Annotated in this window: 31 protein-coding genes and 1 other RNA gene; 8 read left to right on the top strand and 24 right to left on the bottom strand. The window is 66.5% G+C overall.

The features are described 5' to 3' along the window. The first annotated feature begins 193 nt into the window (after positions 1–193). A complete protein-coding gene (locus CXY91_RS22030; RefSeq protein ID WP_100963375.1) occupies positions 194–562 on the top strand; it encodes a ComEA family DNA-binding protein in 369 nt (122 codons plus the stop codon). Between the two features lie 62 nt (positions 563–624). Here the strand turns inward: CXY91_RS22030 and CXY91_RS30625 are convergent, their stop codons facing one another. The 7 genes from CXY91_RS30625 to CXY91_RS22000 all read right to left on the bottom strand — a co-directional run bounded on the left by CXY91_RS30625 (position 625) and on the right by CXY91_RS22000 (position 4,788). Next, complete coding sequence (locus CXY91_RS30625; protein ID WP_199777533.1) at positions 625–777, bottom strand: hypothetical protein; 153 nt, start codon at positions 775–777, stop codon at positions 625–627. Between the two features lie 24 nt (positions 778–801). Then, positions 802–1,182 (bottom strand): DUF1127 domain-containing protein, encoded by a 381-nt coding sequence (locus tag CXY91_RS22025; RefSeq protein WP_100963373.1) that lies wholly within the window; start codon positions 1,180–1,182, stop codon positions 802–804. Positions 1,183–1,270: 88 nt separating this feature from the next. After that, on the bottom strand, positions 1,271–2,098 hold the full coding sequence (locus CXY91_RS22020) for a helix-turn-helix transcriptional regulator (protein WP_100963371.1): 828 nt from the start codon (positions 2,096–2,098) through the stop codon (positions 1,271–1,273). Between the two features lie 269 nt (positions 2,099–2,367). After that, a complete protein-coding gene (locus tag CXY91_RS22015) occupies positions 2,368–2,586 on the bottom strand; it encodes a hypothetical protein (protein WP_143079780.1) in 219 nt (72 codons plus the stop codon). A 26-nt stretch (positions 2,587–2,612) separates the two neighbouring features. Further along, positions 2,613–2,798: a hypothetical protein gene (locus CXY91_RS22010; RefSeq protein ID WP_091840610.1), complete on the bottom strand. Its 186-nt coding sequence runs from the start codon at positions 2,796–2,798 to the stop codon at positions 2,613–2,615. Positions 2,799–3,083: 285 nt separating this feature from the next. Further along, positions 3,084–4,103 (bottom strand): ketol-acid reductoisomerase, encoded by a 1,020-nt coding sequence (gene ilvC, locus CXY91_RS22005; RefSeq protein ID WP_100963369.1) that lies wholly within the window; start codon positions 4,101–4,103, stop codon positions 3,084–3,086. A gap of 34 nt (positions 4,104–4,137) precedes the next feature. Next, on the bottom strand, positions 4,138–4,788 hold the full coding sequence (locus tag CXY91_RS22000; protein WP_100963367.1) for a TetR/AcrR family transcriptional regulator C-terminal domain-containing protein: 651 nt from the start codon (positions 4,786–4,788) through the stop codon (positions 4,138–4,140). 146 nt (positions 4,789–4,934) lie between these two features. Here CXY91_RS22000 and CXY91_RS21995 point away from each other — a divergent pair, with 146 nt between their 5' ends. Next, on the top strand, positions 4,935–5,489 hold the full coding sequence (locus tag CXY91_RS21995) for a DUF924 family protein (RefSeq protein WP_100963365.1): 555 nt from the start codon (positions 4,935–4,937) through the stop codon (positions 5,487–5,489). Here CXY91_RS21995 and CXY91_RS21990 read toward each other — a convergent pair whose 3' ends face one another. The 9 genes from CXY91_RS21990 to miaA form a co-directional block, all read right to left on the bottom strand. Then, positions 5,490–6,215 carry a haloacid dehalogenase type II gene (locus tag CXY91_RS21990; protein ID WP_100963363.1) on the bottom strand — a complete coding sequence of 242 codons (726 nt, stop codon included), beginning with the start codon at positions 6,213–6,215 and terminating at the stop codon, positions 5,490–5,492. It abuts the gene before it with no gap. Between the two features lie 284 nt (positions 6,216–6,499). Then, entirely contained in the window at positions 6,500–7,240 is a 741-nt protein-coding gene (locus CXY91_RS21985; protein WP_100963361.1) for a helix-turn-helix domain-containing protein, read from the bottom strand. A 70-nt stretch (positions 7,241–7,310) separates the two neighbouring features. Beyond that, positions 7,311–7,529, bottom strand: coding sequence for a hypothetical protein (locus CXY91_RS21980; RefSeq protein WP_091840596.1), 219 nt, complete (start codon positions 7,527–7,529; stop codon positions 7,311–7,313). After that, positions 7,526–8,800, bottom strand: coding sequence for an FAD-dependent oxidoreductase (locus tag CXY91_RS21975; RefSeq protein WP_100963359.1), 1,275 nt, complete (start codon positions 8,798–8,800; stop codon positions 7,526–7,528). The genes CXY91_RS21980 and CXY91_RS21975 overlap by 4 nt, the downstream gene beginning before the upstream one ends. Positions 8,801–8,820: 20 nt before the next feature. Next, a complete protein-coding gene (gene ilvN / locus CXY91_RS21970; protein WP_091840591.1) occupies positions 8,821–9,357 on the bottom strand; it encodes an acetolactate synthase small subunit in 537 nt (178 codons plus the stop codon). After that, a complete protein-coding gene (locus CXY91_RS21965) occupies positions 9,354–10,067 on the bottom strand; it encodes a glutathione S-transferase family protein (RefSeq protein ID WP_100963357.1) in 714 nt (237 codons plus the stop codon). The genes ilvN and CXY91_RS21965 overlap by 4 nt, the downstream gene beginning before the upstream one ends. Continuing rightward, positions 10,064–10,771 carry an aspartate/glutamate racemase family protein gene (locus CXY91_RS21960; RefSeq protein WP_100963356.1) on the bottom strand — a complete coding sequence of 236 codons (708 nt, stop codon included), beginning with the start codon at positions 10,769–10,771 and terminating at the stop codon, positions 10,064–10,066. The genes CXY91_RS21965 and CXY91_RS21960 overlap by 4 nt, the downstream gene beginning before the upstream one ends. Positions 10,772–10,912: 141 nt before the next feature. Then, complete coding sequence (locus CXY91_RS21955; RefSeq protein WP_091840581.1) at positions 10,913–12,676, bottom strand: acetolactate synthase 3 large subunit; 1,764 nt, start codon at positions 12,674–12,676, stop codon at positions 10,913–10,915. A 210-nt stretch (positions 12,677–12,886) separates the two neighbouring features. Beyond that, positions 12,887–13,882, bottom strand: coding sequence for a tRNA (adenosine(37)-N6)-dimethylallyltransferase MiaA (gene miaA / locus CXY91_RS21950; protein ID WP_100963457.1), 996 nt, complete (start codon positions 13,880–13,882; stop codon positions 12,887–12,889). Here miaA and serB point away from each other — a divergent pair. Beyond that, complete coding sequence (serB, locus tag CXY91_RS21945) at positions 13,850–14,740, top strand: phosphoserine phosphatase SerB (protein WP_100963455.1); 891 nt, start codon at positions 13,850–13,852, stop codon at positions 14,738–14,740. The genes miaA and serB overlap by 33 nt on opposite strands. Before the next feature lie 3 nt (positions 14,741–14,743). Here the strand turns inward: serB and CXY91_RS21940 are convergent, their stop codons facing one another. The 5 genes from CXY91_RS21940 to hflK form a co-directional block, all read right to left on the bottom strand. Beyond that, entirely contained in the window at positions 14,744–15,085 is a 342-nt protein-coding gene (locus CXY91_RS21940; RefSeq protein WP_091840579.1) for a DHCW motif cupin fold protein, read from the bottom strand. A 156-nt stretch (positions 15,086–15,241) separates the two neighbouring features. Continuing rightward, a complete protein-coding gene (locus tag CXY91_RS21935) occupies positions 15,242–16,780 on the bottom strand; it encodes a Do family serine endopeptidase (protein ID WP_248307594.1) in 1,539 nt (512 codons plus the stop codon). 263 nt (positions 16,781–17,043) lie between these two features. Next, entirely contained in the window at positions 17,044–17,229 is a 186-nt protein-coding gene (locus CXY91_RS21930; RefSeq protein WP_091840576.1) for a DUF2065 domain-containing protein, read from the bottom strand. Positions 17,230–17,249: 20 nt separating this feature from the next. Continuing rightward, complete coding sequence (hflC, locus tag CXY91_RS21925; RefSeq protein WP_100963354.1) at positions 17,250–18,176, bottom strand: protease modulator HflC; 927 nt, start codon at positions 18,174–18,176, stop codon at positions 17,250–17,252. Beyond that, positions 18,173–19,363 carry an FtsH protease activity modulator HflK gene (hflK, locus tag CXY91_RS21920; RefSeq protein ID WP_100963352.1) on the bottom strand — a complete coding sequence of 397 codons (1,191 nt, stop codon included), beginning with the start codon at positions 19,361–19,363 and terminating at the stop codon, positions 18,173–18,175. Before hflK ends, hflC begins: the two co-directional genes overlap by 4 nt. Positions 19,364–19,771: 408 nt before the next feature. Between hflK and CXY91_RS21915 the strand changes: the two genes are divergently transcribed. After that, the gene (locus CXY91_RS21915) at positions 19,772–20,026 is read left to right on the top strand and encodes a type II toxin-antitoxin system Phd/YefM family antitoxin (RefSeq protein ID WP_100963350.1); all 255 of its coding nucleotides are present in this window, start codon (positions 19,772–19,774) and stop codon (positions 20,024–20,026) included. Continuing rightward, positions 20,023–20,445, top strand: coding sequence for a type II toxin-antitoxin system VapC family toxin (locus CXY91_RS21910; protein WP_100963342.1), 423 nt, complete (start codon positions 20,023–20,025; stop codon positions 20,443–20,445). The genes CXY91_RS21915 and CXY91_RS21910 overlap by 4 nt, the downstream gene beginning before the upstream one ends. Before the next feature lie 20 nt (positions 20,446–20,465). Here CXY91_RS21910 and CXY91_RS21905 read toward each other — a convergent pair whose 3' ends face one another. From CXY91_RS21905 to CXY91_RS21895, 3 genes are read right to left on the bottom strand one after another with little or no spacing between them, the layout of a single operon-like run. Next, positions 20,466–20,981: a dihydrofolate reductase gene (locus tag CXY91_RS21905; protein ID WP_100963340.1), complete on the bottom strand. Its 516-nt coding sequence runs from the start codon at positions 20,979–20,981 to the stop codon at positions 20,466–20,468. 4 nt (positions 20,982–20,985) lie between these two features. Then, positions 20,986–21,468, bottom strand: coding sequence for a GNAT family N-acetyltransferase (locus tag CXY91_RS21900; RefSeq protein WP_100963338.1), 483 nt, complete (start codon positions 21,466–21,468; stop codon positions 20,986–20,988). After that, positions 21,465–22,259 (bottom strand): thymidylate synthase, encoded by a 795-nt coding sequence (locus CXY91_RS21895; RefSeq protein WP_100963336.1) that lies wholly within the window; start codon positions 22,257–22,259, stop codon positions 21,465–21,467. The genes CXY91_RS21900 and CXY91_RS21895 overlap by 4 nt, the downstream gene beginning before the upstream one ends. A 297-nt stretch (positions 22,260–22,556) precedes the next feature. Here CXY91_RS21895 and CXY91_RS21890 point away from each other — a divergent pair, with 297 nt between their 5' ends. The 3 genes from CXY91_RS21890 to CXY91_RS21880 form a co-directional block, all read left to right on the top strand. After that, positions 22,557–22,853 (top strand): PepSY domain-containing protein, encoded by a 297-nt coding sequence (locus CXY91_RS21890; RefSeq protein ID WP_158673542.1) that lies wholly within the window; start codon positions 22,557–22,559, stop codon positions 22,851–22,853. 94 nt (positions 22,854–22,947) lie between these two features. Next, positions 22,948–23,334, top strand: a transfer-messenger RNA (tmRNA) gene (gene ssrA, locus CXY91_RS29930). Between the two features lie 159 nt (positions 23,335–23,493). Next, on the top strand, positions 23,494–23,937 hold a 444-nt coding region (locus CXY91_RS21880; RefSeq protein WP_100963332.1), incomplete at its 3' end, for an SspB family protein.

Here is a 23,937-nt window from a genome sequence, read left to right as displayed (position 1 = left end):
CGCGGCGAAAACCCGGCGAGGAGCATAACGCCAGCTGAACGCTCGCCTCAGATCGCGTTCAGCCGCCCCGGCCGAAAGTCCAGCCATCGCGCCTGGACCGGATCCTCCGGTCCGTAACCGGCGCGGCGGCGCGGACGGCCCGGCATCCGCGCAGCTCCAGCTTCCCCGGGCAGGGCTTACAGGAGTCCACGCCATGACGATGTCTCGTTTCGCTATCGGCCTCGCCGCGCTCGCGCTCGCCGCCGGCCCGGCCCTCGCACAGACCGCGACCCAGCCCACCACCCCGGCCAAGCCGGCTGCGCCCGTGACGACGCCCGCCACACCGGCCGCCCCCGCGGCGAAACCGGCCGCGCCGACCACCCAGGCCCAGACCAAGAAGGTCAATATCAACACCGCCAGCGCCGCCGAGCTCGAGCAGCTCAAGGGCATCGGCGAGGCCCGCTCCAAGAAGATCGTCGAGGAGCGCGGCAAGGCGAAGTTCAAGAACTTCGACGATCTGGTGAAGCGCAGCGTGCTGCCCTCGAACGTCGAGGCCGAGATCAAGGATCACATCACCTTCTGATCCCCCTCAAGCGAAAAAAGAGCCGGCCGCTCTCGCGGCCGGCTCTGCCGTTTCCGGGCGGGCTAGATGCCATCGCCCTGCGCCTGCGAGGCATCAGCCTCCCGCAGCGCCTGGGCACAGTCGTTGCAGCAGACCTCGACGGTATTGCCGCCGATCGTGACCTTGATCGGGGTTTCGTCGAGTTCGCAATCGCAGGCTGCGCAGGTTCCCCTCATCGCCTTCCTCCTTCTCGCGGCCGCTCATTCGGCCGCCCTGAGAAGGACCACCCGGCCGCCCTCCGCGCTGTCGGATTCTTTAGCGATCCGCTCGGGTGAAACCGAGGTTCCGGCGCTCAGGCCGCGCAGCGCCTGATCCACGCTTTCCCCACCCGCAAGACCCCGCCGCTCCTCGACGCGCAGCGAGATGATGCCGGTCGGGTCGCCGAAGAACGGCGCCGCCGTGGCGTCGCGCAGATCGCTGTCGCGCAGTCCGAGATCGCGCAGATCGCGTTCGCTCATGTCGCAAAGGGTGCGATAGTCGCGGCGCGACTGCAGCCAATTGTCGAGCGTGCCGAGAATGCGGCCAAGCACGTCGAACATCGCGAGCACAGGCTTGGCCGATCCGATGATGAAGCTGATCATGACCTGTCTCCGTCGTTGTGAGACGGAACAGGACACCCTCTGGCTGTCAGCCGCTGTCAGAATCTTTCGCGATCAGTGACAGCGTCTGTCAGCGGAGATTGAGGGAGCGCTGGAACTCCGCCGGCGTGCGGCCATAGGCCTGCCGGAACGCGGCGCTGAAATGGCTGTGGCTGGAGAAACCGAGATCGAGCCCGAGCTGGGTCAGGTCGTCAGAACCGCCGAGCAGGTCGAGCGCCCGCGCCAGCCGCAGGCGCAAGTGATAGCGATAGAGCGGCACGGCCTCGACCTGGGCGAAGACCTGCGTGAGATAGACCGGGGAGACCCCGACCTCCGAGGCGATCTCGGCCAATGTCCAGCGCCGGGCGAGATCGGAGGCCATCACCAGCTTGGCCCGGTCGACCAGCTTGCGCCGCCCGGTTGAAGCCCCGGCAGTATGCGAGGTCCGTTCGCCCAAGGCACGCCGCACCAGCGTCAACGCCAGCGTCTCCGCTTCGAGCGGCTCGGAAATGCCGCGCTGCAGGCTGTGCCGCAACAGGGCAACGAGCACCTGCGCGCGCGGGTCGATCCGGCGGCGCTGCATCAGGAAGGAGCCCGCCCCCTTGCGCAACAGCTCTGCCGGCGCGAGTTCGTCCAGAATGTCTTGGCTGAGGCGCAAATCGAGGCAGGTATCGCCGCCGGCAACGGGGTGGCTGACCTGGTAGCCCTCATGCGGATTGAAGAACAGGACCTGATTGCTCTCCGCGACCGCGTCTTCACGCCCGACATGGCGGACGAAGATACCGCGATAGGGAAAGACCAGATGGGTGGCGCGCGCACACTCTTCGTCGCTGCGATGCCGGCACTCGCCGGAGCAGACGACGTCGCGCACCAGCACGATCTCGCTGTCGAGAAGCTTGCTCACCGAGAACTGCGACATGCCTGCCTTCCGCGGTGCCTCAAGACGAGCCGGCCGGGCCAGGCTGAGTTGGCTTAGCCCTGCCGGCTCTAGCGCCATCGCGAACTACAGCACGCCGAAGACGATCATTGTCAGCAGGGCGAACGAGGCGCCCAGCGCCAGATGTGCGAGCTTGAACTGAAACCCCTGGGACGCAGGCATCGACCGGATCGGTGTCATCATCGCCTCCATCTGTTCAGCTTGGTCTGTTTCGTCAGTGAATGCTTTCGCCGAAATTGGCGCTCGCTCTGTTAGGCCCACACCCCCGCGACGATCCAGCCGACGACCGCGAGCGCCAGGCCTGCGACCAGGACAACCAGCACTGGCCGGTCGAGGAAGCCTTGCCTAGCCTCCACCGGGGTCTCGACCGCCGGGTCGGCGCTGGAATGGACATCCGCCCGCATCGGCGGAATCGGATCGCCACCCTGCTCAGGAATGCGCGCCTCGCGCGCCTTGACGTCGTCTTGCATGACCGCCTCCATTTGCTCCTTCGCCATCAACCTCCGACGGCGCGGATGAGCACGCTCGCCAGCAGCGTGACGGCGAGAAATCCACCCAGGAGCAGGATCGGCAGCTGATCCTCCCACGAGACAGGCTTAGCGACATCGGCCAGCCCGTGCCGGGCATGGCGTTGATGCAGCCGTTCGATCGCCCTCTCTCTCAGTTCGTCCTGGCCGGTCATCGCACGCTCCTGCATGTATTGACTGGAGCATCAACGTCCAGCGCGGGGGCCGGTTCCCAAGCCGGGTTCCCTCAACGCGAAACGGGCGCCCGTCGAGGCGCCCGTTCCCTTTCAATTTCAAGCAATTGCAAGCTTTTCCGGAATCAGCTTGCCATCGCGTTGAATCGCGATGCGAAGTCCGGCGCTCGCCTCAGTTCTTGGTCTTGTCGACCAGGGCCTTGGCCTTGATCCCAAAGGCCCGGCGGCAGCCGGGCCGTCGCGAAATCAGGAAGCGTGGATCAACCCTCAGTTCTTGGTCTTGTCGACCAGGGCCTTGGCCTTGATCCAGGGCATCATGTCGCGCAGCTTGGCGCCGACTTCCTCGATCGGATGGGCGGCGTAGCGAGCGCGGGTCGCCTTGAACGAGGTCTGGTTGACCTTGTTCTCCAGCATCCAGTCGCGGGTGAACTTGCCCGACTGGATGTCGGTCAGCACGCGCTTCATCTCGGCCTTGGTCTCGGCGGTGATGATGCGCGGGCCGGTGACGTACTCGCCATACTCGGCCGTGTTCGAGATCGAGTAGTTCATGTTGGCGATGCCGCCCTCATAGATGAGGTCGACGATCAGCTTCACTTCGTGCAGGCACTCGAAATAGGCCATCTCGGGAGCGTAGCCGGCCTCGGTCAGCGTCTCGTAGCCGGCCTTGATCAGCTCGACCAGGCCGCCGCAGAGCACGACCTGCTCGCCGAACAGGTCGGTCTCGCACTCTTCCTTGAAGGTGGTCTCGATGATGCCGGCGCGGCCGCCGCCATTGGCCGAAGCGTAGGACAGGCCGAGGTCATGGGCGTTGCCGGTCGCGTCCTGATGGATCGCGATCAGGGTCGGCACGCCGCCGCCGCGCTGATACTCGGAGCGGACGGTGTGGCCCGGGCCCTTCGGCGCGACCATCAGCACGTCGAGGTCCTTGCGCGGCTCGATCAGGTTGAAATGGACGTTGAGGCCGTGCGCGAACAGGAGGGCGGCGCCCTCCTTCATGTTGGCATGCAGCTCGTCGCGATAGATGTCGCCCTGCAGCTCGTCCGGGGTCAGCATCATCATGATGTCGGAGACCTTGGCGGCCTCGGACGGGGTCATGACCTTGAAGCCGGCCTCTTCGGCCTTCTTGCGGGTGGCCGAGCCGGCCTTCAGTGCGATGATGACGTCCTTGACGCCTGAATCGCGCAGGTTGAGCGCATGGGCATGGCCTTGGCTGCCGTAGCCGACGATGCAGACCTTCTTGCCCTTGATCAGATTGATGTCGGCGTCGCGATCGTAATAAACGCGCATTGGATACGTCCTTCCTTGGGTTGATCTGTAGGTTTCAGGCTTTCGGTACGGCACCCTGCCGTCCGTGAAGGGCGAGGAACTGGTCGGTGGCCCGGGCCGCGTCGCGCTGGATCTCGGCCTTGCCGGAGGCGAGCGCATCGCCCAGCAGCAGCCTGATCTGGACGTCGCGGCCAACCAGGCCGAAGAAGGTGCGGAACGCCGTTTCCGCGTCATCGAAATCGAGCAGCCCGGCGGCGCGACCGGCTTCCAGAACCGGCTTCAAACGCTCGCCGATGGCGAAACGCCCGTTCGCCAGCACGATGCCGCCGAGATTGCTCTTGCCGGAAGCGGCATGGCCGATGGCGGCGCGGTTGAGCGCGATCGAGGTCTGGCTCGTGATCACGCTCAGCCAGTTCTCGGCGAAGTCCCGCAGGCTCTTGCGCAGCGTCGCCGCGTCGAGCGCCTGGCGGTCGTAATTGTCGGCGCGGACCTTCGAGGCCTGCCATTGCACGGTCGCGGTCAGCAGCCCGTCGCGGTCACCGAACCATTTGTACAGCGTCTCCTTCGAGCAACTTGCGCGCCGCGCCACCGCGGTCATGGTCAGCTGGTCGCCCTGCTCCACCATCAGTGCCAGCACGGCGTCGAGCACGGCCTGCTGCCGCTCGCTCAGCGCCTCGCCTTGGCTATGGTTCGCGGTGTCGTTCATCGATCTGGAGAGTACCGTACGTTACGGTTCTGGCGTCTACCGCACGGCTTGCCGGGGCGCAAGGGCACGCCGGAGAAATTTCATCGCCACTTGGGCTGTCAGGGCACCTATATCTTCCCCGCAAGACAGCCTCGCCGGAGCCTACGATGCCACAGACGACCCCACCTGAAGCCGCCGAGGTCCTCGCCTTCTGGCGGGAGGCCGGCCCGGACAAATGGTTCGCCAAGGACGAGGACTTCGACGCCGAGATCGCCCGGCGCTTCCGGCCTTTGGTCGATGCCGCAGCGCGCGGCAGGCTTGCGGATTGGGAGGACAGCCCGGAGGGCGTCTATGCGTTGCTGATCCTGCTCGACCAGTTCCCGCGCAATCTCAATCGCGGCTCGGCCCACGCCTTCGCCGCAGACCCGCTGGCCCGCGAGGTTGCCAGCCGGGCGATCGCGCGCGGCTTCGACGAGGCCTTCGAGAATCCGGAGCGGCGCTTTTTCTACATGCCGTTCATGCACTCCGAGGACCTTGCGGACCAGGAGCGCTGCGTGGCCCTAAGCAAGGCTTCGGGCGATGACGACTCGGTCAAATACGCGATCATCCATCGCGACATCATCCGCGATTTCGGCCGTTTCCCGCACCGCAACGCCGTCCTCGGCCGAGAGAGTTCGGCCGAGGAGCAGCGCTTCCTCGATGATGGCGGCTTCAGCGGCTGATCAGTCTCGTGTTGCCCTTCGATGAGCCTCGGCCAGTTCGGCCATGCTCTTGAAATGGAAGTCGACCTTCGGCTGGTTCGCGGGGATCTGCGTCGCGCCGCTCCCAGCCATGCCGAAGCGCCGGTCGATCCAGGCACGCGCCAGCCCGGCCCGCTCGGCCGGGACATGATCATGGAACAGGCTCTGCGCGGTGTGCAGGACATCGCCGGGCTTCAGGCCGAGATCGGTGTCCAGATGCGCCAGCAAATGGGCGAAGTTGCGCGGGTCGGGCTTGTAGGAGCCGATATCCTCGGCAGTGTAGATCGCGTCGAAGGTCACGCCGAGCTTGCGGTTGCTGGCCGCGAAGCTCGTCCGATCGACATTGGAGAGGATGACTAGCTTGTAGTGGCGCTTGAGATAGGCGAGCGCCTCGGCCGAATCGGGGAAGGCCGGCCAGTCCGGCACCGAGCCGCCGAAGCGCTCGTTGAGATCGGCATGGATGTTGACGCCGAGATCCTTGGCGAGCCGGGCATGGACGGCGGCGAGCAATGTCGAATAGCGCAGCGACGGCCCCGCCTCCTCCAGCTCGCTCTCGATCTTGCCGAAGCGCGCCAGCGCTTCTTCGCGCTCGAGGTTGAGTCGGCCGGCGCTGATCAGCGGCTGCAGCGCGTTCCAGATTCCTGTCTCCCAGTCGATCAGCGTGCCATAGCAGTCGAAGGTCAAAACCTTGAAATCGGTGAGTTTCATCGCGGGTGATCCTCATGGATGCGGAGTTGCATCGACCATAGCGAGCGCCCGCACCGCCGTGATGAGGCGAAGCTCCGAACGACTTGACCGAAGCTGCGCTTCTTTCCGATCCCCATCCTTCAAAACTGATTGTGCGCTGGTCGTCCCGGGCGACCGCAGGGAGACCCGGGACCCATTCCGGAGCCTTTGTCGGCAACGCTCCGGAATGGATCCCGGATCGGCGCCGCTAGCGCGGCTTGTCCGGGATGACCGCGCGTTTGATGGAAGACGAAGGCAACGAGAGCTTAGCCACTGAGTCGGCTCGCGGCACGGAATTCCGACGGCGTCAGGCCGAAGCGCCGCCTGAACTGCCGGTTGAAGGACGAGGCGTTCTGGTAGCCGAGACCGTAGGCGATCTCCGAGACCGGCAGCGCTGTCTTGACCAGCAGCTCGGCGGCTTCGTCGAACAGCCTGGTCAGTTGCGCCTGCTTTGGCGACTGCCCCGTGGTCGCGCGGAACAGCGCATGGAACCGGCTCTGGCCGAGGCCCGCGGTCCGCGCCATCTCCGCGACGCTCCCTGCCCCGTCAGAGTGCGCGACCTCGATGACCCGGACCTCCGCCCGCGACAACGGCCGAGGCATGGCACACGGCGCAACCAGTTGGAGTCCCGCCATGGCCATTTGGGCGGCATCGCTCGGCCGGCAGGCGCCGGCCTCGACCTCGGCGCCCAGCTGCCGGAACATCCGCCACAGCCAGGGCTCGACCCGCGTCAGCGACGGCACGGGGTCGCGCAGCAGCGCCGGCTCGGCCTCGCCGGCGAAGGCTCCCGCCTCGACATCGAGGATGAGCATGCTGCAATCAGCCGTCGGCTCGAAATCATGCTCGTGCTCGCGCGGGATGATCGCGACGCACTGGCTCGACACGACGCTGCGATGCCCCTCGACATCGAGCCGCATCGCGCCCTGCATCGGCAGCAGGATTTGGCTGTAGTCGTGGCGGTGGCGGTCGCCGCCGCGATAGCTGCGGAGTTCGAGATGGATGGACATCACCTGCTCAGGCGCAAGAGAGCATCATGCAGCCCACTTTGCCGCCGATCGGCGAAGGCGATCAAGAGCCTCAGCCGCCCGCCGCCTGCTGCGCCGCGATCCGCTGCAGAAAGATCGCCGCCACCGTCAGCACGAAGCCGGCCCACCACAGCGGCGAACGCAGGCTCTTGCCCGAGCCCAGCGGCTCGGCCTCGGCCTGGCCGGTCAGGCGCCGGTAGATCGGCCAGGCGAAACAGGCGAAGCCGATGCCGCCAAGGCCGAGCGAGATTTCATTCAGTCCGATCGTCACCGCTCAGCCCTCTCCCCGGCCAGCGCCGGACGATCGCTTTCAGCAGCAATCGCGGGCTCCTTCAACCCCAGCCGCCCCAAGGGATCGCCGATCAAGCCGGCGACCAGCAGCGCCAGCATCCGGTCGATGCCGGGCAGGCGCGCCAAGGGCGGAACCACCCGGTCGCGGATCAGTGGCAGCAGGGTGCTGTCCGACTGGTAGAACGGCGTGAACATCCGGCTCGCCGCCTGATAGAGCCGCACATGCCAGCGGCGGAGCTGGGCATAACGGCGCAGCGCGGCGTCGAGATCGACGGTATCATCGAGCGCCACCGCCAGCGCATGGGCGTCGAGCAGGGCCATGTTCGCCCCCTGCCCCAGCTGCGGGCTGGTCGAATGCGCGGCGTCGCCGATGAAGGCGATCCGCCGGCCATGAGGCAGCGGCAGCGTCTGGTGGCGATAGCTCGCGAAGGTCAGCTGCTCCGGCGCGACGATATGCGCGAGCAGCGGCGCGGTCGCCGCCCAGATCCGCTCGACCTCGGCTTTCCAGGCCGCCAGCCCGGCCTTGCGCCAGGCATCGAGCGCATGCGCCTTCAGGCTCCAGAACAGCGCCGCCTGCGGCTCTAGCTCCTCTCCATGCCGTCCGATCGGCAGCACGCCGACCATCACGCTGGCGCGGCGATAGCGCTGTTCGAGCGCGTGACGATCGAAGTCGGTTCCGGCGAGCGGCACATTGGCCCAGAGCGCGCCATAGCTCAGCGGCGTGCGGCTCACAGGGCGAGCGGCATGGCCGAGCAGGGCTGAGCGCGTTCCCGACGCATCGACGACGAGGTCGAACGGGCCGATGCGGCGGCCACTCGCGGCGATCAACGAGACCTTGCCGCCAGCAGAAGCATCGATGTCGCTGACCTCGACCCCGGTCTCGATCGCGACAGTTCGCTTCTGCACGGAAGCGAACAGCGTCTCGAACAGCGCCGCGCGGTGGATGCCGACGCCGAAGCGCTCGCGCTTCAGCGCGGCGTAGCGCACATCGAGCACCACCGAGTCCGTGGTGGCATTCAGACCGAACAACCGATCGATCCGGCTGCCAGTGGCGATCAGCGGCGCGGCCAGGCCGAGTTCGTTCAGAACGGCGAGCCCGCTCGGCTGCAGGATCAGGCCGGAGCCGAGCGGCTGCGGCTCGTTGAAGCGCTCGACCAGCGTGACGGTGTGGCCGACCCGTTCGAGCAGCAGCGCGGCCGCCAACCCGGCGGTTCCGCACCCAATGATCGCGATCGAAAGGCTGCGACTCATGCCGCAACCAATCTAGCGAGCTACATCGCCTCCGCGCCGCGGCTCATCGCCGCGATGCCGGTGCGCGAGACTTCCGTGAGGCCGACCACCGTCATCAGCTTGATGAAGCGCTCGATCTCGTCGGTCGCGCCGGTGAGCTCGAAGACGAAGGAGGTCAGCGTCGCGTCGAGCGTGCGCGCGCCGAAGGACGCAGCGAGTCGCATCGCCTCGACGCGGTAGTCGCCCTTGCCGACGACCTTGACCAGGCAGAGCTCGCGCTCGATCGCCTCGCCCTGCAGGGTGAGATCGACGACGCGATGCACCGGCACCAGCCGGTCGAGATGCGCCTTGATCTGGTCGATCACGTTCGCCGTGCCGGAGGTGACGACGGTGATGCGCGAGAGATGCTTCTCGTGCTCGGTCTCGGAGACTGTGAGGCTCTCGATGTTGTAGCCGCGGCCGGAGAACAGCCCGGCGATGCGCGCGAGAACGCCCGGCTCGTTGTCGACGATCACCGCCAGGGTGTGGCGGGCGATCGGCTGGGCGGTCGGGGCGGTCGGATAATGCGTCGTGTTCATGTCTGGGCTCGGCTTCGGCTGAGATTTGGACGGAAATCGGTGAGGATCGGTTCGTCGAGCTCGTCGACGGTTACGATCCACGGCTCGGCCAGAGCGGCCTCGCGCCAGGCCTGGAAGCCAGCGGTGCCCTGTACCGCCTCGACAAAGGCGGCGCTGACCGGATCGAGCGCGATCGAATAGGTGGTGAAGCGGGTCGCCACCGGCGCGAACATCGCATCGGCAGCGCTGAATTCCCCGAACAGGAAATCGCCGCCGGCACCGAAACGCTGGCGCGCATCGCGCCAGATCTCGGTGATGCGCGCGACGTCGGCCGCGACCGCCTCACCGCGATCGCGCGCCGGATGCACCCAGGCGAGGTTCATCGGGCAGGCGCCGCGCAAGGCGCCGAAGCTGGAGTGCATCTCGGCGCAGATCGAGCGCGCCAGCGCACGCGCCGACCTGTCGCGCGGCCAGATCGGCAATTCCGGATGCGTCTCGGCAATGTATTCGATGATGGCGAGCGAATCCCAGACCGCGATCGCTCCATCGACCAGCGAGGGAACCTTGCGGGCCGGCGTGTACTCGGCGACCGTGCGCTTCCAGCCGGGATCGTCCATGGTCGGCCCGAATGGGATCAGGATCTCCTCGAACGGGATACCGAACTGCTTGAGGACAAGCCAGGGCCGCAGCGACCAGGACGAGTGAGTCTTGTTGGCGATGATCAGCTTCACGCCGCCTGCTCCATCGCCAGCGTGAAGTCGAGCGCAGCCTCGACATGCAGCGCCGTGGTGTCGAAGGCCGGGAGGTCGAAATCGGCCTGCGAGACCAGGAGCCCGATCTCGGTGCAGCCGAGGATGACGCCATCGGCGCCCTGCTCCCGCACCGCCCGCGCGACGATCTCGCGATAGCGCGCCTTCGAGGCCGGCAGGACCACTCCGCGGCAGAGCTCCTCATAGATGATGCGGTGGACATCCGTCCGTTCGGCCTCGTGAGGCACCAGCGTCTCGACGCCGAAGGCGCCGAGCCGGTCGCGATAGAAGCGCTGCTCCATGGTGAAGCGCGTCGCCAGCAGCAGCGGACGGCGCGAGGCGGTCTTGCGGATCGCCTTGGCGGTGACGTCGGCCAGATGCAGGAAGGGCAGGTTCGTCGCCTGGGTGATGTGGTCGGCGAGCTTGTGCATGGTGTTGGTGGCAAGAACGATGCAGACGGCCCCACCCTGCTCGAGCCGGCGGGCGCTCGACGCCATCGCCGCCCCGGCGCGGTCCCAGTCGCCCTTCGCCTGCATTTCGGCGATCGGCGAGAAGTCGACCGAATGCAGCAGGACATCGGCCGAGTGAAGCCCGCCCTGCCGCGCCCGCACGCCCTCGTTCAGCAGCCGGTAATAGACCGCCGTCGATTCCCAGCTCATCCCGCCGATCAGGCCGATGGTCGCCATGTGGTCCCCCAACTCAATTCCGCCAGGTCATGCCGGGCGAGCACTGCTCGACCCGGGATCCATTCCTGAACGGTTCCGGCATTGGATCCCGGATCGGCGCCGCTCCGCGGCTGGTCCGGGATGACCCGTATCAGGTCTAGCTCAAACGAGCTGCTTGCCCTTGGCGTCGATGATCTCGCCGGTATCGCCCTCGAAATCGGGCAGGATCATCTCGTTATGCGCCTTGCCCGACGGGATCATCGGGAAGCAGTTCTCTTCCTTCGCCACCAGGCAGTCGAAGATCACCGGCCCGGGCGTCTCGATCATCTGCATGATCGCAGCGTCGAGATCGTTCGGGTCGGAGCAGCGGATGCCGTGCCCGCCATAAGCCTCCGCCAATTTGACGAAGTCCGGCAGCGAGGCCGAGTAGCTCTCCGAGTAGCGCCCGCCATGCAGCAGTTCCTGCCACTGGCGCACCATGCCCATGTACTCGTTGTTGAGGATGAAGACCTTGACCGGCAGCCTGTACTGCACCGCCGTCGACATCTCCTGCATGTTCATCAGGATCGAGGCCTCGCCGGCGACGTCGATGACGAGCGCATCGCGATGCTTCATCTGCACGCCGATCGCCGCCGGCAGGCCGTAGCCCATGGTGCCGAGCCCGCCTGAGGTCATCCAGCGGTTCGGTTCCTGGAAGCGCAGATACTGCGCCGCCCACATCTGGTGCTGGCCGACTTCGGTGGTGAAATAGGTGTTGCGGTCCTTGGTCAGCTCATGGAGCCGCTCGAGCGCGTATTGCGGCTTGATCACCGAGCCGGACTGCTTGTAGCCGAGGCTGTTGCGCGCTCGCCAGCCGTTGATCTGCGTCCACCAGGCGGTGAGCGCGGTCTTGTCGATCTGCGGCGAGGTCTCGCGCCAGATCCGGACCATGTCCTCGAGCACATGGGCGCAGTCGCCGATGATGCCGATGTCGACCTTGACGTTCTTGTTGATCGACGACGGGTCGATGTCGATATGGATCTTCTTGGAATGCGGCGAGAAGGCGTCGAGCCTTCCCGTGATCCGGTCGTCGAAGCGCGCACCGATGTTGATCATGACGTCGCAGTCATGCATGGCGAGGTTCGCCTCGTAGGTGCCGTGCATGCCGAGCATGCCGAGCCACTGCTTGTCGGCGGCCGGGAACGCACCCAGCCCCATCAGGGTCGAGGTCACCGGATAGCCGGTCAGGCGCGCCAGCTCCCGCAGCAGCGCCGAGGCGTGCGGGCCTGCGTTGATGACGCCGCCACCGGTATAGAAGATCGGCTTCTTCGCCTTGGCGATCAGCTCGACCGCGGCCTTGATCTTGTTCAGGTCGCCCTTCACCACCGGCCGATAGGTCTTGTGCTGGTTGTCGCGCGGGCGGCTATAGGCACCGGACGCGAACTGGATGTCCTTGGGGATGTCGATCACGACCGGACCCGGCCGGCCATTGGCCGCGACAAAAAACGCCTCGTGCAGGATGCGCGGCAGGTCGGCGATGCTCTTCACCAGATAATTGTGCTTGGTGCAGGAGCGGGTGATGCCGACCGTGTCGCATTCCTGGAAGGCGTCCGAGCCGATCAGATGCGTCGGGACCTGGCCGGTGATGACGACGAGCGGGATCGAGTCGAGCAGCGCGTCGGTCAGGCCGGTGACGGCGTTGGTCGCGCCCGGGCCCGAGGTGACGAGGACGCAGCCGACCTTGCCCGGCGCCGAGCGGGCATAGCCCTCGGCGGCGTGGACGGCGCCCTGCTCGTGGCGGACGAGCACGTGCTTGACCTTGTCCTGCTGGAAGATCGCATCGTAGATCGGCAGTACGGCGCCGCCGGGATAGCCGAAGAGATGCTCCACGCCCTGGTCCTGGAGGGCGCGAACGACCATCTCGGCGCCGGTCATCATCTCGCTCATAACGGTCTCCTGCGGAGGTCTGTCTGTCGGTGTCGGTCGGAAAAAGGCAATAAAAAAGGCCCTCAGAGGGGCCTGGGCGTGCGCTGGCGTCGGGGACGCCCGGTTGTTGAACCGGCCCCTACCAGCGCACCTGTACGATAATAAGCTTGCGCATGTCGCAGCCCTGTCGAAACGAAAGTTGCCGGACGCTAAACGAGCAGCGTCGTATGGTCAAGCAGGATTAGAGCCGGCAATCGAGGCGTCGCTGGCCCAAGCCGCGATCGCGACATCGAGCGCTGCCTTCGGCGCGACCGCGGTCCAGCCCTCCATCTGGTGGCGGAACCATGTCACCTGCCGCTTGGCATAGGCGCGGGTATCGGCCTTGCCCCGAGCCACCGCCTCGTCCAGCGAGAGCCTGCCGTCGAGATGGGCGATCAGCCCGGGCACGCCATGGGCGCGCATCACCGGCAGCAGCGGATCGAGCCGGCGCTCGCGCAGGGCCGCGACCTCGTCGAGCGCGCCCTGGTCCATCATCACATCGAAGCGGGCGTCGATCCTGGCGCGCACCAGCTCCCGCTCCGGGGCGAGGAAGAGCTTGAGCAGCTCCTGTCCGGCCAGCGGCCCCGGCCGCCTCGAACCCTGGAATGTCGCCAGCGAACGCCCGGTCGCTTCGAATACTTCCAGCGCCCGCATCACCCGCAGACGATCGCTCGGCCGCAGGCGCGCCGCCATTTCCGGATCCCTGCCGGCGAGCTCGGCATGCAGCTCGCCGGTCTCGCGTTGCTCCGCCCGAGCACGGAACGTGATGCGGACATCCTCGGGCACCGGCGGGATATCCGAGAGCCCCTCGGTCAGCGCCTTGAAATAGAGCCCGGTGCCCCCGACCAGCACGGGCAAGGCGCCCTGCCCGGCCAGCTCCTGCAACAGCGCACCGACTTCCGCCGCATAGGCCGCTGCCGAATGGTTCACTGCTCCGTCGACATGGCCATAGAGACGGTGCGGTACCTCGCCCATCTCCTCCGGCATCGGCCGTGCAGTGATGACCTGTAGGTCACGATAGACCTGCATCGAGTCGGCATTGACCACGACTCCGCCGAAGCGCCTGGCGAGTTCGACCGCCAGCGCCGACTTGCCGCTCGCGGTCGGACCTGCGATGAGCACCGCGCTGTATTTCACTTGGTCTCCGGCTCCGTCATGACGCTCGTCGCCACCTTCGTCTCCGCCCATGGTCAGGCCCTGCTCGACGATGGCCTGCTCGCCCGCCTGCGCGCCGCGGCGCCCGCTCCGGCGACGGTCGAGCGCCTCGACGGCGAGATCGCGGCCGACCTCTTCGCGGAAGCGGGCGATGGGCGCAAGCTCGAAGCGACATTGCGCGAGGCGCTGGACGGCGCCCCGGTCGACATCATCGTCCAGCCGGCCGCGACCCGCCGCAAGCGCCTGTTCCTCGCCGACATGGATTCCACCATGATCGGCCAGGAATGCATCGACGAGCTCGCCGCCTATGTCGGCCTGAAAGAGAAGGTCTCCGACATCACCGAGCGCGCCATGCGCGGCGAGCTCGAATTCGAGCCGGCGCTGCGCGAGCGCGTCGGCCTGCTGAAGGGCATCGCGCTCGGCGTCGTCGACGAGATCATCGCCAACAGCATCACGCTGACGCCGGGCGGCAGCGCACTGGTGCGCACCATGCGCGCCCATGGCGGCTATACCGCGCTGGTCTCGGGCGGCTTCACCGTCTTTACCGGCCCGATCAGCGCGACGATCGGCTTCGACGAGCACCGCTCCAACATCCTGCTGAGCAAGGGTAACCTGCTCTCGGGGCTGGTCGCCGAGCCGATCCTCGGCAAGCAGGCCAAGCTCGACGCGCTGATCGAACTGCGCACCCGTTTCGGCCTGCCGGACGAGGCGACGCTCGCCGTCGGCGACGGCGCCAACGATCTTGCCATGCTGGGCGAGGCCGGGCTCGGCGTCGCCTATCGCGCCAAGCCGGCGGTGGCCGCCGCGGCCGATGCCCGCCTCGACCATGCCGACCTTTCCGCCCTGCTCTACGCTCAAGGCTATCGCGGCGACGAGATCGTCAGGAACTGAGCCTCAATCCACGATGAACAGCCGCGCCCCGTTCGGCGAGCGCGAGCGATGCGGCTCGGCCTTGTCGGCAACCTGGTAGCTCATCCCGGCTCGCAGCCACATCACCCGGCCATCCGCCAAGGTGGTCTCCAGCTCGCCTTCCAGGCAGAGCAGGATATGCCCCTTCTCGCACCAATGGTCCGAGACATAGCCGGGCGAGTATTCGACCATCCTGACGCGGATCGGATTGTCCGCCGGCCCGAAGCGGCGCGTGCGCCAGGTGGCCTGCCCCTCCTCGCCTGGGAAATGTTCCGGCTCGACGGAGGACCAGTCGGTCGTGCCGAAGGGAATCTCGCTCATGCGCATGGACAGTCGCTCCGAAGCGTGTCCCGGCACCCTGCCGAAGAGGTTATCGCCCGACCAATGCAAAATGCTTATCGCGGCCATCGCCCGGGACAATCACCCAATAAAAAAGGCGGCCCGCAGGCCGCCTTTCGTTGTCTCTGGATCAGGCTGACGCGATCAGCTCATGGTCACCGCGACGAAGCGGACCTCGCCCTGCGCGTTCGAGACCAGCAGCAGGGCCGACTTCTTGCCCTCCTTCTTCAGGGCGTCGAGCCGCTTGGTCACGTCCTCCGGCGAGTTCACCGGCTCCTGGCCGACCTCGACCACCAGCTCGCCGACGAGGATGCGCTTGTCGGCGGCGTTGGAGTTGGCATCGACCTTGGTGATGACGACGCCCTTCAGCCCGTCCTTGATCGAGTAGCGCTTGCGCAGGTCGTCGTTCTGCGCCGAGAACTCGAGACCGAGCGCCGAAGCGGTCACCGGCTTGGCGGGCTCGCCCGCGGGCTTGTTGGCAGCAGCCTGCTGGACCTTCTCGCCATCCTCGAGCCGGGCGAGCTTGACCGTCTTGTTCAGTTCCTTGCCCTTGCGCATCACCTGGATCGGCACGTCCTTGCCGACCGCAGTGCCGGCGACGATGCGCGGCAGCTCGCGCGAATCCTTGACGTCCTTGCCGTCGAACTTGACGATCACGTCACCGACTTCGAGGCCGGCCGGCTTGGCCGGGCCCTTCTCGTCGATGCCGGCGATCAGCGCGCCGCGGGCGGTGCCGAGGCCGAGCGCCTCGGCGGCGGCGTCATCGACGTTCTGGATACGCACGCCGAGCCAGCCGCGGCGGGTCTCGCCGAACTCGCGCAGCTGATCGACGATGTTGGTCGCCAGCGACGACGGCACGGCAAAGCCGATGCCGACCGAGCCGCCGGTCGGCGACAGGATCGCGGTGTTGATGCCGATCACCTCGCCGGCCATGTTGAACAGCGGGCCGCCGGAATTGCCCTTGTTGATGGCCGCGTCGGTCTGGATATAGGTGTCGTAGGGACCCTGGTTGATGTCGCGGTTGCGGGCCGAGACGATGCCCGACGAGACCGAGCCGCCAAGGCCGAACGGGTTACCGATCGCCATCACGGGATCGCCGATCCGCATCTTGTCGGAATCGCCGAACTTGACGAAGGGCAGCGGCTTGTCGTGCTTCACGCGCAGCAGCGCGAGGTCGACCTTGGTGTCCTTGCCGATGACCTCGGCCTTGAGCCGCAGGCCGTCGCTGAACACCACGGTGATCTCGTTGGCATCGCCGATGACGTGGTTGTTGGTGACGACGAGGCCGGACGGATCGACCACGAAGCCCGAACCCGCCGATTGCGAGCGGCGCTGCTGCGGCGGCTGGTTCTGGTTCTGGCCCTGCTCGCCGCCGCGGCCGCGGCGGTTGAAGAATTCCTCGAACAGGTCGCCGAACGGGGTGTCGGGCCCGAGCTGCGGCAGCTGCGGCAGGTTGCGGCCGCGCGTCTCGCTGGTCGTCACCGCCGCGATGTTGACCACGGCCGGCATCACCCGCTCGGCGAGATCGGCCAGCGAGATGGTGGTGCCGTGGGCCTGCGGCGTGGCCTGGACGTTGCCAGGCGCCGGCGTCACCTGGGCGAAGGCGGGCACCGTCGCGAACGCCATGCCGGCAACCGTCGCGACGCGCGCCAGGCGGTAGGCGTGGGAATGTGTGAATGCCATCGATGTCCTCATGATCATGATGATGTCGCGCCAAGAGACCGAGGGTGACGGGGTCGCCTTGACGGCATTGCAGCGCAGCCGGAATCCGAACGCAACTTAAGAACGCCAAAATACGGCGGAAGGGCGACGCAAGATTGCGTCATAATGCCGTGATCGCCGGAAAACGGCTCGGAGCCTGGGCAGAACCCGAGCGGCTCCCGTTTGAGGCCCTCAGAACAGAATCCGCCCGGCTCGCAGCGCAAGCCGGGCGGATCCGGTTTCCATCAACTGCGAGCCAGCCAGACCAGGCCGACACCGACGATCGCCGAGACGATGCCGATCAGGCGCATCCGGTCCGCCGGAGTCTCGGAGGCGCTGCGCAGCGCCTCCTTGGCGATCTCCGGTATCGACGCGAAAAGCAGTCCCTCGATGGCGAAGACCAGGCCGAGCGCCGCGAGGAAATCTGTCATGCGCAACGCTCGGTCATAGGTCAGGGCTGTGGAGCCGCGGGCGTGGCCGGGGCTGCGTTCGTCGCCGCGCCGGCGCGCTTGCCGGACGGGTCGTTGAAGAAGCGGAAGAACGGCGAGTCGGGCGTCAGCAGCATGCGCGTATCACCGGACTTCAGGCTCGCTTCATAGGCCTGCATAGAGCGGTAGAAGGCGAAGAACTCCGGATCCTTGCCGAAACCCTCGGCGAAGATGCGGTTGCGCTCGCCCTCGCCCTGGCCGCGGATCTCGTCCGACTTCCGCTGCGCTTCGGCGACGATGATGATCGCCTCGCGCTCGGCCCGTGCCCTGATCTCCTGCGACTGCTGGCCGCCCAGGGCGCGCGCTTCGGCCGCCTCGCGCTGACGTTCGGTCTGCATGCGCTGGAACACCGCCTGCGAGTTGGCCGCCGGCAGGTCGACCCGGCGCAGGCGGACGTCGACCACGGTCATGCCGAACCGGCCTGCTTCGCGGTTCACCTCGTCGCGGATGCGGTTCATCAGCCGCGAGCGGTCGTTGCGGACCATCGATGTGAAGGTCGCCTCGGCCAGGACCGAGCGGACTGTACCGTTGACGATCGAGGCGAGCTGCGAGTTGGCGCGCGGGATGTTGTTGACCGCCTGGTAGAAGCGCAACGGATCGGAGATCCGGTAGCGCGTGAAGGCGTCGACCACGAGCCGCTTCTGGTCCGAGGCGATGATTTCCTGCGCCGGCAAGTCGAGATCGAGGATGCGGTTGTCGAGATAGGTGACCTGCTCGAACGGAGCCGGCAGCTTGAAATAGAGCCCCGGCTCGGTGACGACGCTGCGCACCGCGCCGAAGCGCAGCACGATCGCCGACTGGGTCTGCTGGACGACGAAGGTCGCGGCGTAGAAGACCACCGCCGCGATGGCGATGACGGCCAGGACGCCGATGCGAAGGAAGCCGCTCATCGGGTCGCTCCCTGCTGGGCCTGGCCCTGGTTCTGGCCGGCCGGCCGGCGCTGCTGCTGGCCGAGCTCTCCGAGCGGCAGATAGGGCACGACGCCGTTTCCGGTGCCGTTCTGGTCGAGGATCACCTTGTCCATGCCGCCGAAGACGCGCTCCATGGTTTCGAGGAAGAGGCGCTCGCGGGTGACGGCGGGCGCGTTCTTGTACTGCTCATAGACCGAGTTGAAGCGGCTGATCTGGCCGAGCGCCTCATTGACCGTCTGGTCCTTGAAGGCCTCGGCCGACTGGAGGAGCTGCGCCGCACGACCGCGCGATTCGGGCACGACCTGGTTGGCGTAGGTCTCGGCCTGGTTGCGCAGGCGCTCCTGGTCGGCGCGCGCCGCCTGGACGTCGCGGAAGGCGTCGATGACCTGCTGTGGCGGGTCGACCTTCTGCAACTGCACCAGCCGGATCAGCACGCCGGCCCGATAGGTGTTCAATGTGTCCTGCATCAGCTGGCGCACTTCGGTCTCGATTGCGGCGCGGTCGGTGGTCAGCACCGGCTGAATGTTGCGCCGGCCGATCACCTCGCGCATCGCGCTCTCGGCCACGGCCTTCACCGTGCCCGGCGGGTCCTGGATGTTGAAGACATAGGCCTCGGGCGCGCCCGGATCGATCTGCCACTGCACGATCACGTCGATGTCGACGATGTTCTCGTCACCGGTCAGCATCAGGCTTTCCTCGCCGACATCGGTCTGGCGCGAGGTGCGGGCCGATTCGACGGTGCGGAAGCCGACCTCGGTGGTGATGACGTTGGTCACCTGCGGCTTGATCACGCTGCCGATCGGATAAGGCAGGTTGTAGTTCAGGCCCTGCGCGGTCTTTCCGACATATTTGCCGAAGATCAGGTTGAGGCCGACCTCGTTGGGCCGCACCGTGTAGACGCCGGTGGCGAGCCAGAGCAGCACCAGGCCGAGACCGACGAGCAGGAGCCCGCGCCCGCCGAGATTGCCGCCCGGCATGAAGTTCTTCAGCCGATCCTGGCCGCGCCTGATGATCTCCTCGAGATCGGGCGGAGTGTTGCCGCCGGAAGGACCGCCGCCGCCCCAGGGACCGCCGCCATTGCCGCCGCCGCCGCGCTGGCCCCAGGGACCACCGCCACCGCCGCCGCCACTGCCGCCGCTTCCACCGCTCTGGTTACTCCAAGGCATGCCTCAGCCGTTCCTCATTCTTTGCTTCGACCGTGCATAGCTGAACGGTTGAACGCTGTCAGCGCCATCAGGCGCAATGGGCGTTGAATTGGGCATCGGCCACGGATTCGTCAACGACGCAAGCGCCTTTGGTCGTAGACCCTTCGTCGCAGTCGTTCATTCGACGGCTTGAGCAGCTCACTCGGGCAGCGTTCCGCGAGGGCATAAATCCGCGCTGTCGCCGAACACCCGCGCCAGAATCAGCACCATTGCGTCAATCACGGTTCTGCAGCCGCCGGCTTGCATTCGATCGTCGGCATCTTCAACCCTCGCCGATATTCGGTGGCTGCCGGGCATGCCAAATATGGCCGATCTTGCAGTCCCATGCCACATGCCATATGTAGGTACGTGCCTACATGGAGCTCAGCCATGGCCCGGATCACGATTTCAAGTCGCGAGCTGAACCACGATGTCAGCAGCGCCAAGAAGGCCGCGCAGGAAGGCCCCGTCGTGATCACGGACCGTGGCAAGCCCTCGCATGTACTGATGACCTATGGCGAATTCCAACGCCTGAGCGGCAAACGCCGCAGTCTGGTGGAGGCGCTCGCCATGCCCGGCCTGGCGAGCATCGAGTTCGATCCACCGCGCACCGAGATCGCGCCGCGCAAGATCGACCTGTCTTGAGCTATCTGCTCGACACCAACGTCGTCTCTGAGCTCCGCAAGATCGGTGACGGCAAGGCCGACAGCCGTGTCTTGGCCTGGATCGCGGCGGAAGACGCGGCGCGTTTCTTCATCTCGGCCATCACCATCCTCGAACTGGAACGAGGCGTGCTCGGCGTTCAGCGCCGGGACGCCGCGCAGGGCGCGCGCCTGCGAGCCTGGCTCGACAATCATGTCCGTCCGGAATTCGCCGGGCGCATCCTGCCCGTCACTGCCGAGATCGCCACGCGCTGCGCACACCTCCACGTCCCCGATCGGCGCAACGAAGTGGATGCGCTCATCGCCGCCACGGCGCTGGTCCACGGTCTGGCCGTGGTGACGCGCAATGTCCGGGATTTCGAAGGTGCCGGCGTCGTCGTCATCGACCCGTGGCAGGGTTGACCGGATTCCCGACCGAAAACTCAAACCTGCTTGTCAAACGATGCGAAACTGAAGGCATGCTCGTCCTCCGGGCCCGCCGGATGCTCGCTGCGGGCGCTCTCGCGGAAGGATTTGCGGTCGAAAGCCGGGAAGATCGCATCACCCTCGGGGCTGACGTGGACGAAGGTCAGCTCCAGCCGGTCCGCAAAGGGCAGTGCCTGCGCATAGACCTCGCCGCCGCCGGCGACGATGACGGCGCGCGCGCCCATCGCCTGCCCCAGCCGCTGCGCCGTCTCCAGCGCCTGGTCGAGTGTCGGCACGACGTAGACGCCGTTCGGCCCGAACTGCGGATCGCGCGACAGGACCACGCTCTGGCGCCCCGGCAAGGGTTTGCCGATCGACAGGAAGGTCTTGCGGCCCATGATGATCGGGCAGCCCATGGTCAGTTCGCGGAAGCGGCGCAGATCGGTCCGGAGCCGCCAGATCAGCTGGTTGTCGCGGCCGATCACGCCATTGTCGGCGATCGCGGCGATCAGGACGACGGGAAGCTTGCCCACTGGCTCAGCCCCCGGCGGCGAGCTTGCGCAGCGCTTCGCCGTCGACCCGCTTCACCGTCCACTCGCTCTGCGCCACCGCCCCGATCGAGCGATAGAACACCCGCGAGGGCTCGTTCCAGTTCAGCACCCACCAGGCGAAGCGCGACAGCCCCTCGTCGACGCAACGCTTGGCGAGGCGCACCATCAGCGCCTTGCCGATGCCGCGGCCGCGCTGCTCGGGCCTGACATAGAGGTCCTCGAGCCATATCCCGTGCCGGCCGGTGAAGGTCGAATAGGTGTAGAACCAGATCGCGAAACCGGCGGGCGCGCCGTCCCATTCGGCGATGTCGCAGAACACCCTGGGCTCGGGCCCGAACAGGGCGGCGGCCATGTCGGCCTCATCGGCCTCGACCTCGTGGAGCAGCTTCTCGTATTCGGCGAGCTCGCGCACGAAGGAGAGCACCAGCCCCTCTTCGCCCGGCCGGGCGGGACGGATCGTCAGCGTCATACCGCGATCGGGGCCTTGATCGCCGGATGCGGGTCATAGCCCTCGATCGCGATGTCCTCGAAGCGGAAATCCTCGAGCTTGCGCACCGCCTGGTTGAGCCTGAGGGTCGGCAACGCCCGCGGCGTCCGCGAAAGCTGCTCGCGCGTCTGGTCGAGATGGTTGAGATAGAGATGCGTGTCGCCGAAGGAGTGGACGAAATCGCCGACACGCAAGCCGGTGACCTGCGCGACCATATGGGTCAACAGCGCATAGCTCGCGATGTTGAAGGGCACGCCGAGGAAGACGTCGGCCGAGCGCTGGTAGAGCTGGCAGGACAGCCGCCCATCGACGACGAAGAACTGGAACAGGCAATGGCACGGCGCCAGCGCCATCTTCGGGATGTCGGCCGGGTTCCAGGCCGAGACGATCAGCCGGCGCGAATCGGGATTGCGCTTGATCTCGTCGACCAGCCAGGCGATCTGGTCGATCGTACTGCCGTCCGGAGCCGGCCAGGAGCGCCATTGCCTGCCATAGACCGGGCCGAGATCGCCGTTCGCATCGGCCCATTCGTCCCAGATGGTGACGCCGTTCTCCTGGAGATAGCGCACATTGGTGTCGCCGCGCAGGAACCAGATCAGCTCGTGGATGATCGATTTCAGATGCAGCTTCTTGGTCGTGACCAGCGGAAAGCCGTCCGACAGGTCGAAGCGCATCTGGTGGCCGAACAGAGCGAGCGTGCCGGTGCCGGTCCGGTCGTCCTTGCGGACGCCTTCGTCGAGGACGCGCTGCAGAAGGGCGTGATACTGGTGCATTGAACCCGAATTCGAATCTGAAAAGCGCGCGACTTTAGCGCCATCCGTGCCGGCGCGCTCCCCACCCGCCGCAGCTCTCAACCGCTTTTCACGCAGCCCTGGCGGCCAAGTCTCACGGCATCGAAAGAAATCGTGATCGCTGCGGATATTGCAATGCCGAAGCGCCATCCCGATGTGAATGCCCGGTGAACAGAAGGGGCGCTTCGGGCCTGCGCTTGGAGCATCGGACGAAGGTGGCTTCCGGCTTACGGAACGACCCGATGCTCCATCATGAGCCCGGCTGATGAGGATCGTATCATGACCAGACTATCCATGCTGGCCGCGCTGCTTCTGGCAGTCGGCCTGGCAGGGCATGCTTCGGCGTCGGCTTCGGCTGAAGCCAAGCCTCAAAACCCGGCGACTGCCACCGCGCCGAAGATCACGGAATCCCAGGCGCGCTCGATCGCCTTCCGCCACGGCCTCGTCCACATCGAGGAGATCGCCCTCTCCGATTGGCGCTGGGAGATCGCCGGGCGCGCCCAGGGCGGTGTCGAGGTGACGCTCGATCTCAATGCCTATGATGGCTCGGTGGTCGGTGGTGCTGCAGCGCCCTGAACCCGGCTTCGGCTCCCGAAACAATGCGAAAGCCGCGGGAGTTTTCCGCGGCTTTCGCGCGCCTGCGCAGAAATTAGCCGGGAGGGCCTCCTGCTCTCTTTCCCCGCGCGCGCTCAGTGCCTATATTCGCCTTGCCGTCCGCAAGGCCGGCTATGGCGATAAACGGACTTCGGAATAAGCCTTTCGGACCCGGGGGCGGTACCCGGCGCCTCCACCACAGCCCTGCGGCGCGAGCAGCAGGGGACTTGCAGCCACAAGGTTGCAGGGCTGCGGCGGGGGCGAAATAGGATCGACGAGGGTGTAAAGGTTGTTCTTTTGCTCGGCATGGTACCGCCGTTATCGGGCCTAAAGCATAGTTGCCAACGACAACAATGCTCGGGTTGCTGTCGCCGCGTAAGCGGTGCTGGTTCCCAAACCAAAGCCCTTGCGTTTAGCCGCGTAAGGCGGGGCTCGGAGGCGCCTGGCAACAGAAGCCTCCACTTTTTTATGCGGCTGAGGCAGCCGGTGCGGAGCAGCAGAGGAGGTCTTCCTTTGCATGAGAAGCGCTCTAAACTAATGGAATCGGTCACGTTTTTCGTTTCGAGGAGCTTCCCTCCCGTCGTGGCGTGATCTAGAGGAGCGGAAACGGAACCCGGACCCGATGACCAAGGATATTCTCCGCTACGACCTGATGGTGCAGGACGCGCTCAAGGGCGTCGTCCGCAAGATCCTGGCCGAGGCGGGCCGTGACGGGCTCCCGGGCGAGCATCATTTCTACATCACCTTCCGGACCACCGCGCCGGGCGTGCGGCTGTCGCAGCGCCTGCGCGAGAAGCATCCGGACGAGATGACGATCGTGCTCCAGCACCAGTTCTGGGACCTGAACGTCAGCGACCACGCCTTCGAGGTCGGGCTCTCCTTCTCCGGCGTGCCGGAGCGGCTGCTGATCCCCTATGACGCGATCACCACCTTCTTCGACCCGTCGGTCCAGTTCGGCCTGAAGTTCGAGACGCAGGACGCCGCCGGCGAAGCGCAGGCGAGCGAGCCCGCCGCCCCGGCGAAGGCGCCGCGCGGCGCGGCCTCCGAGCCCAGCGTCGCCCCGGCC

Source organism: Allobosea sp. FBZP-16, assembly GCF_002831785.1.
GTDB lineage: Bacteria > Pseudomonadota > Alphaproteobacteria > Rhizobiales > Beijerinckiaceae > Allobosea > Allobosea lupini.
This window is presented reverse-complemented; position numbering and strand designations above follow the sequence as displayed.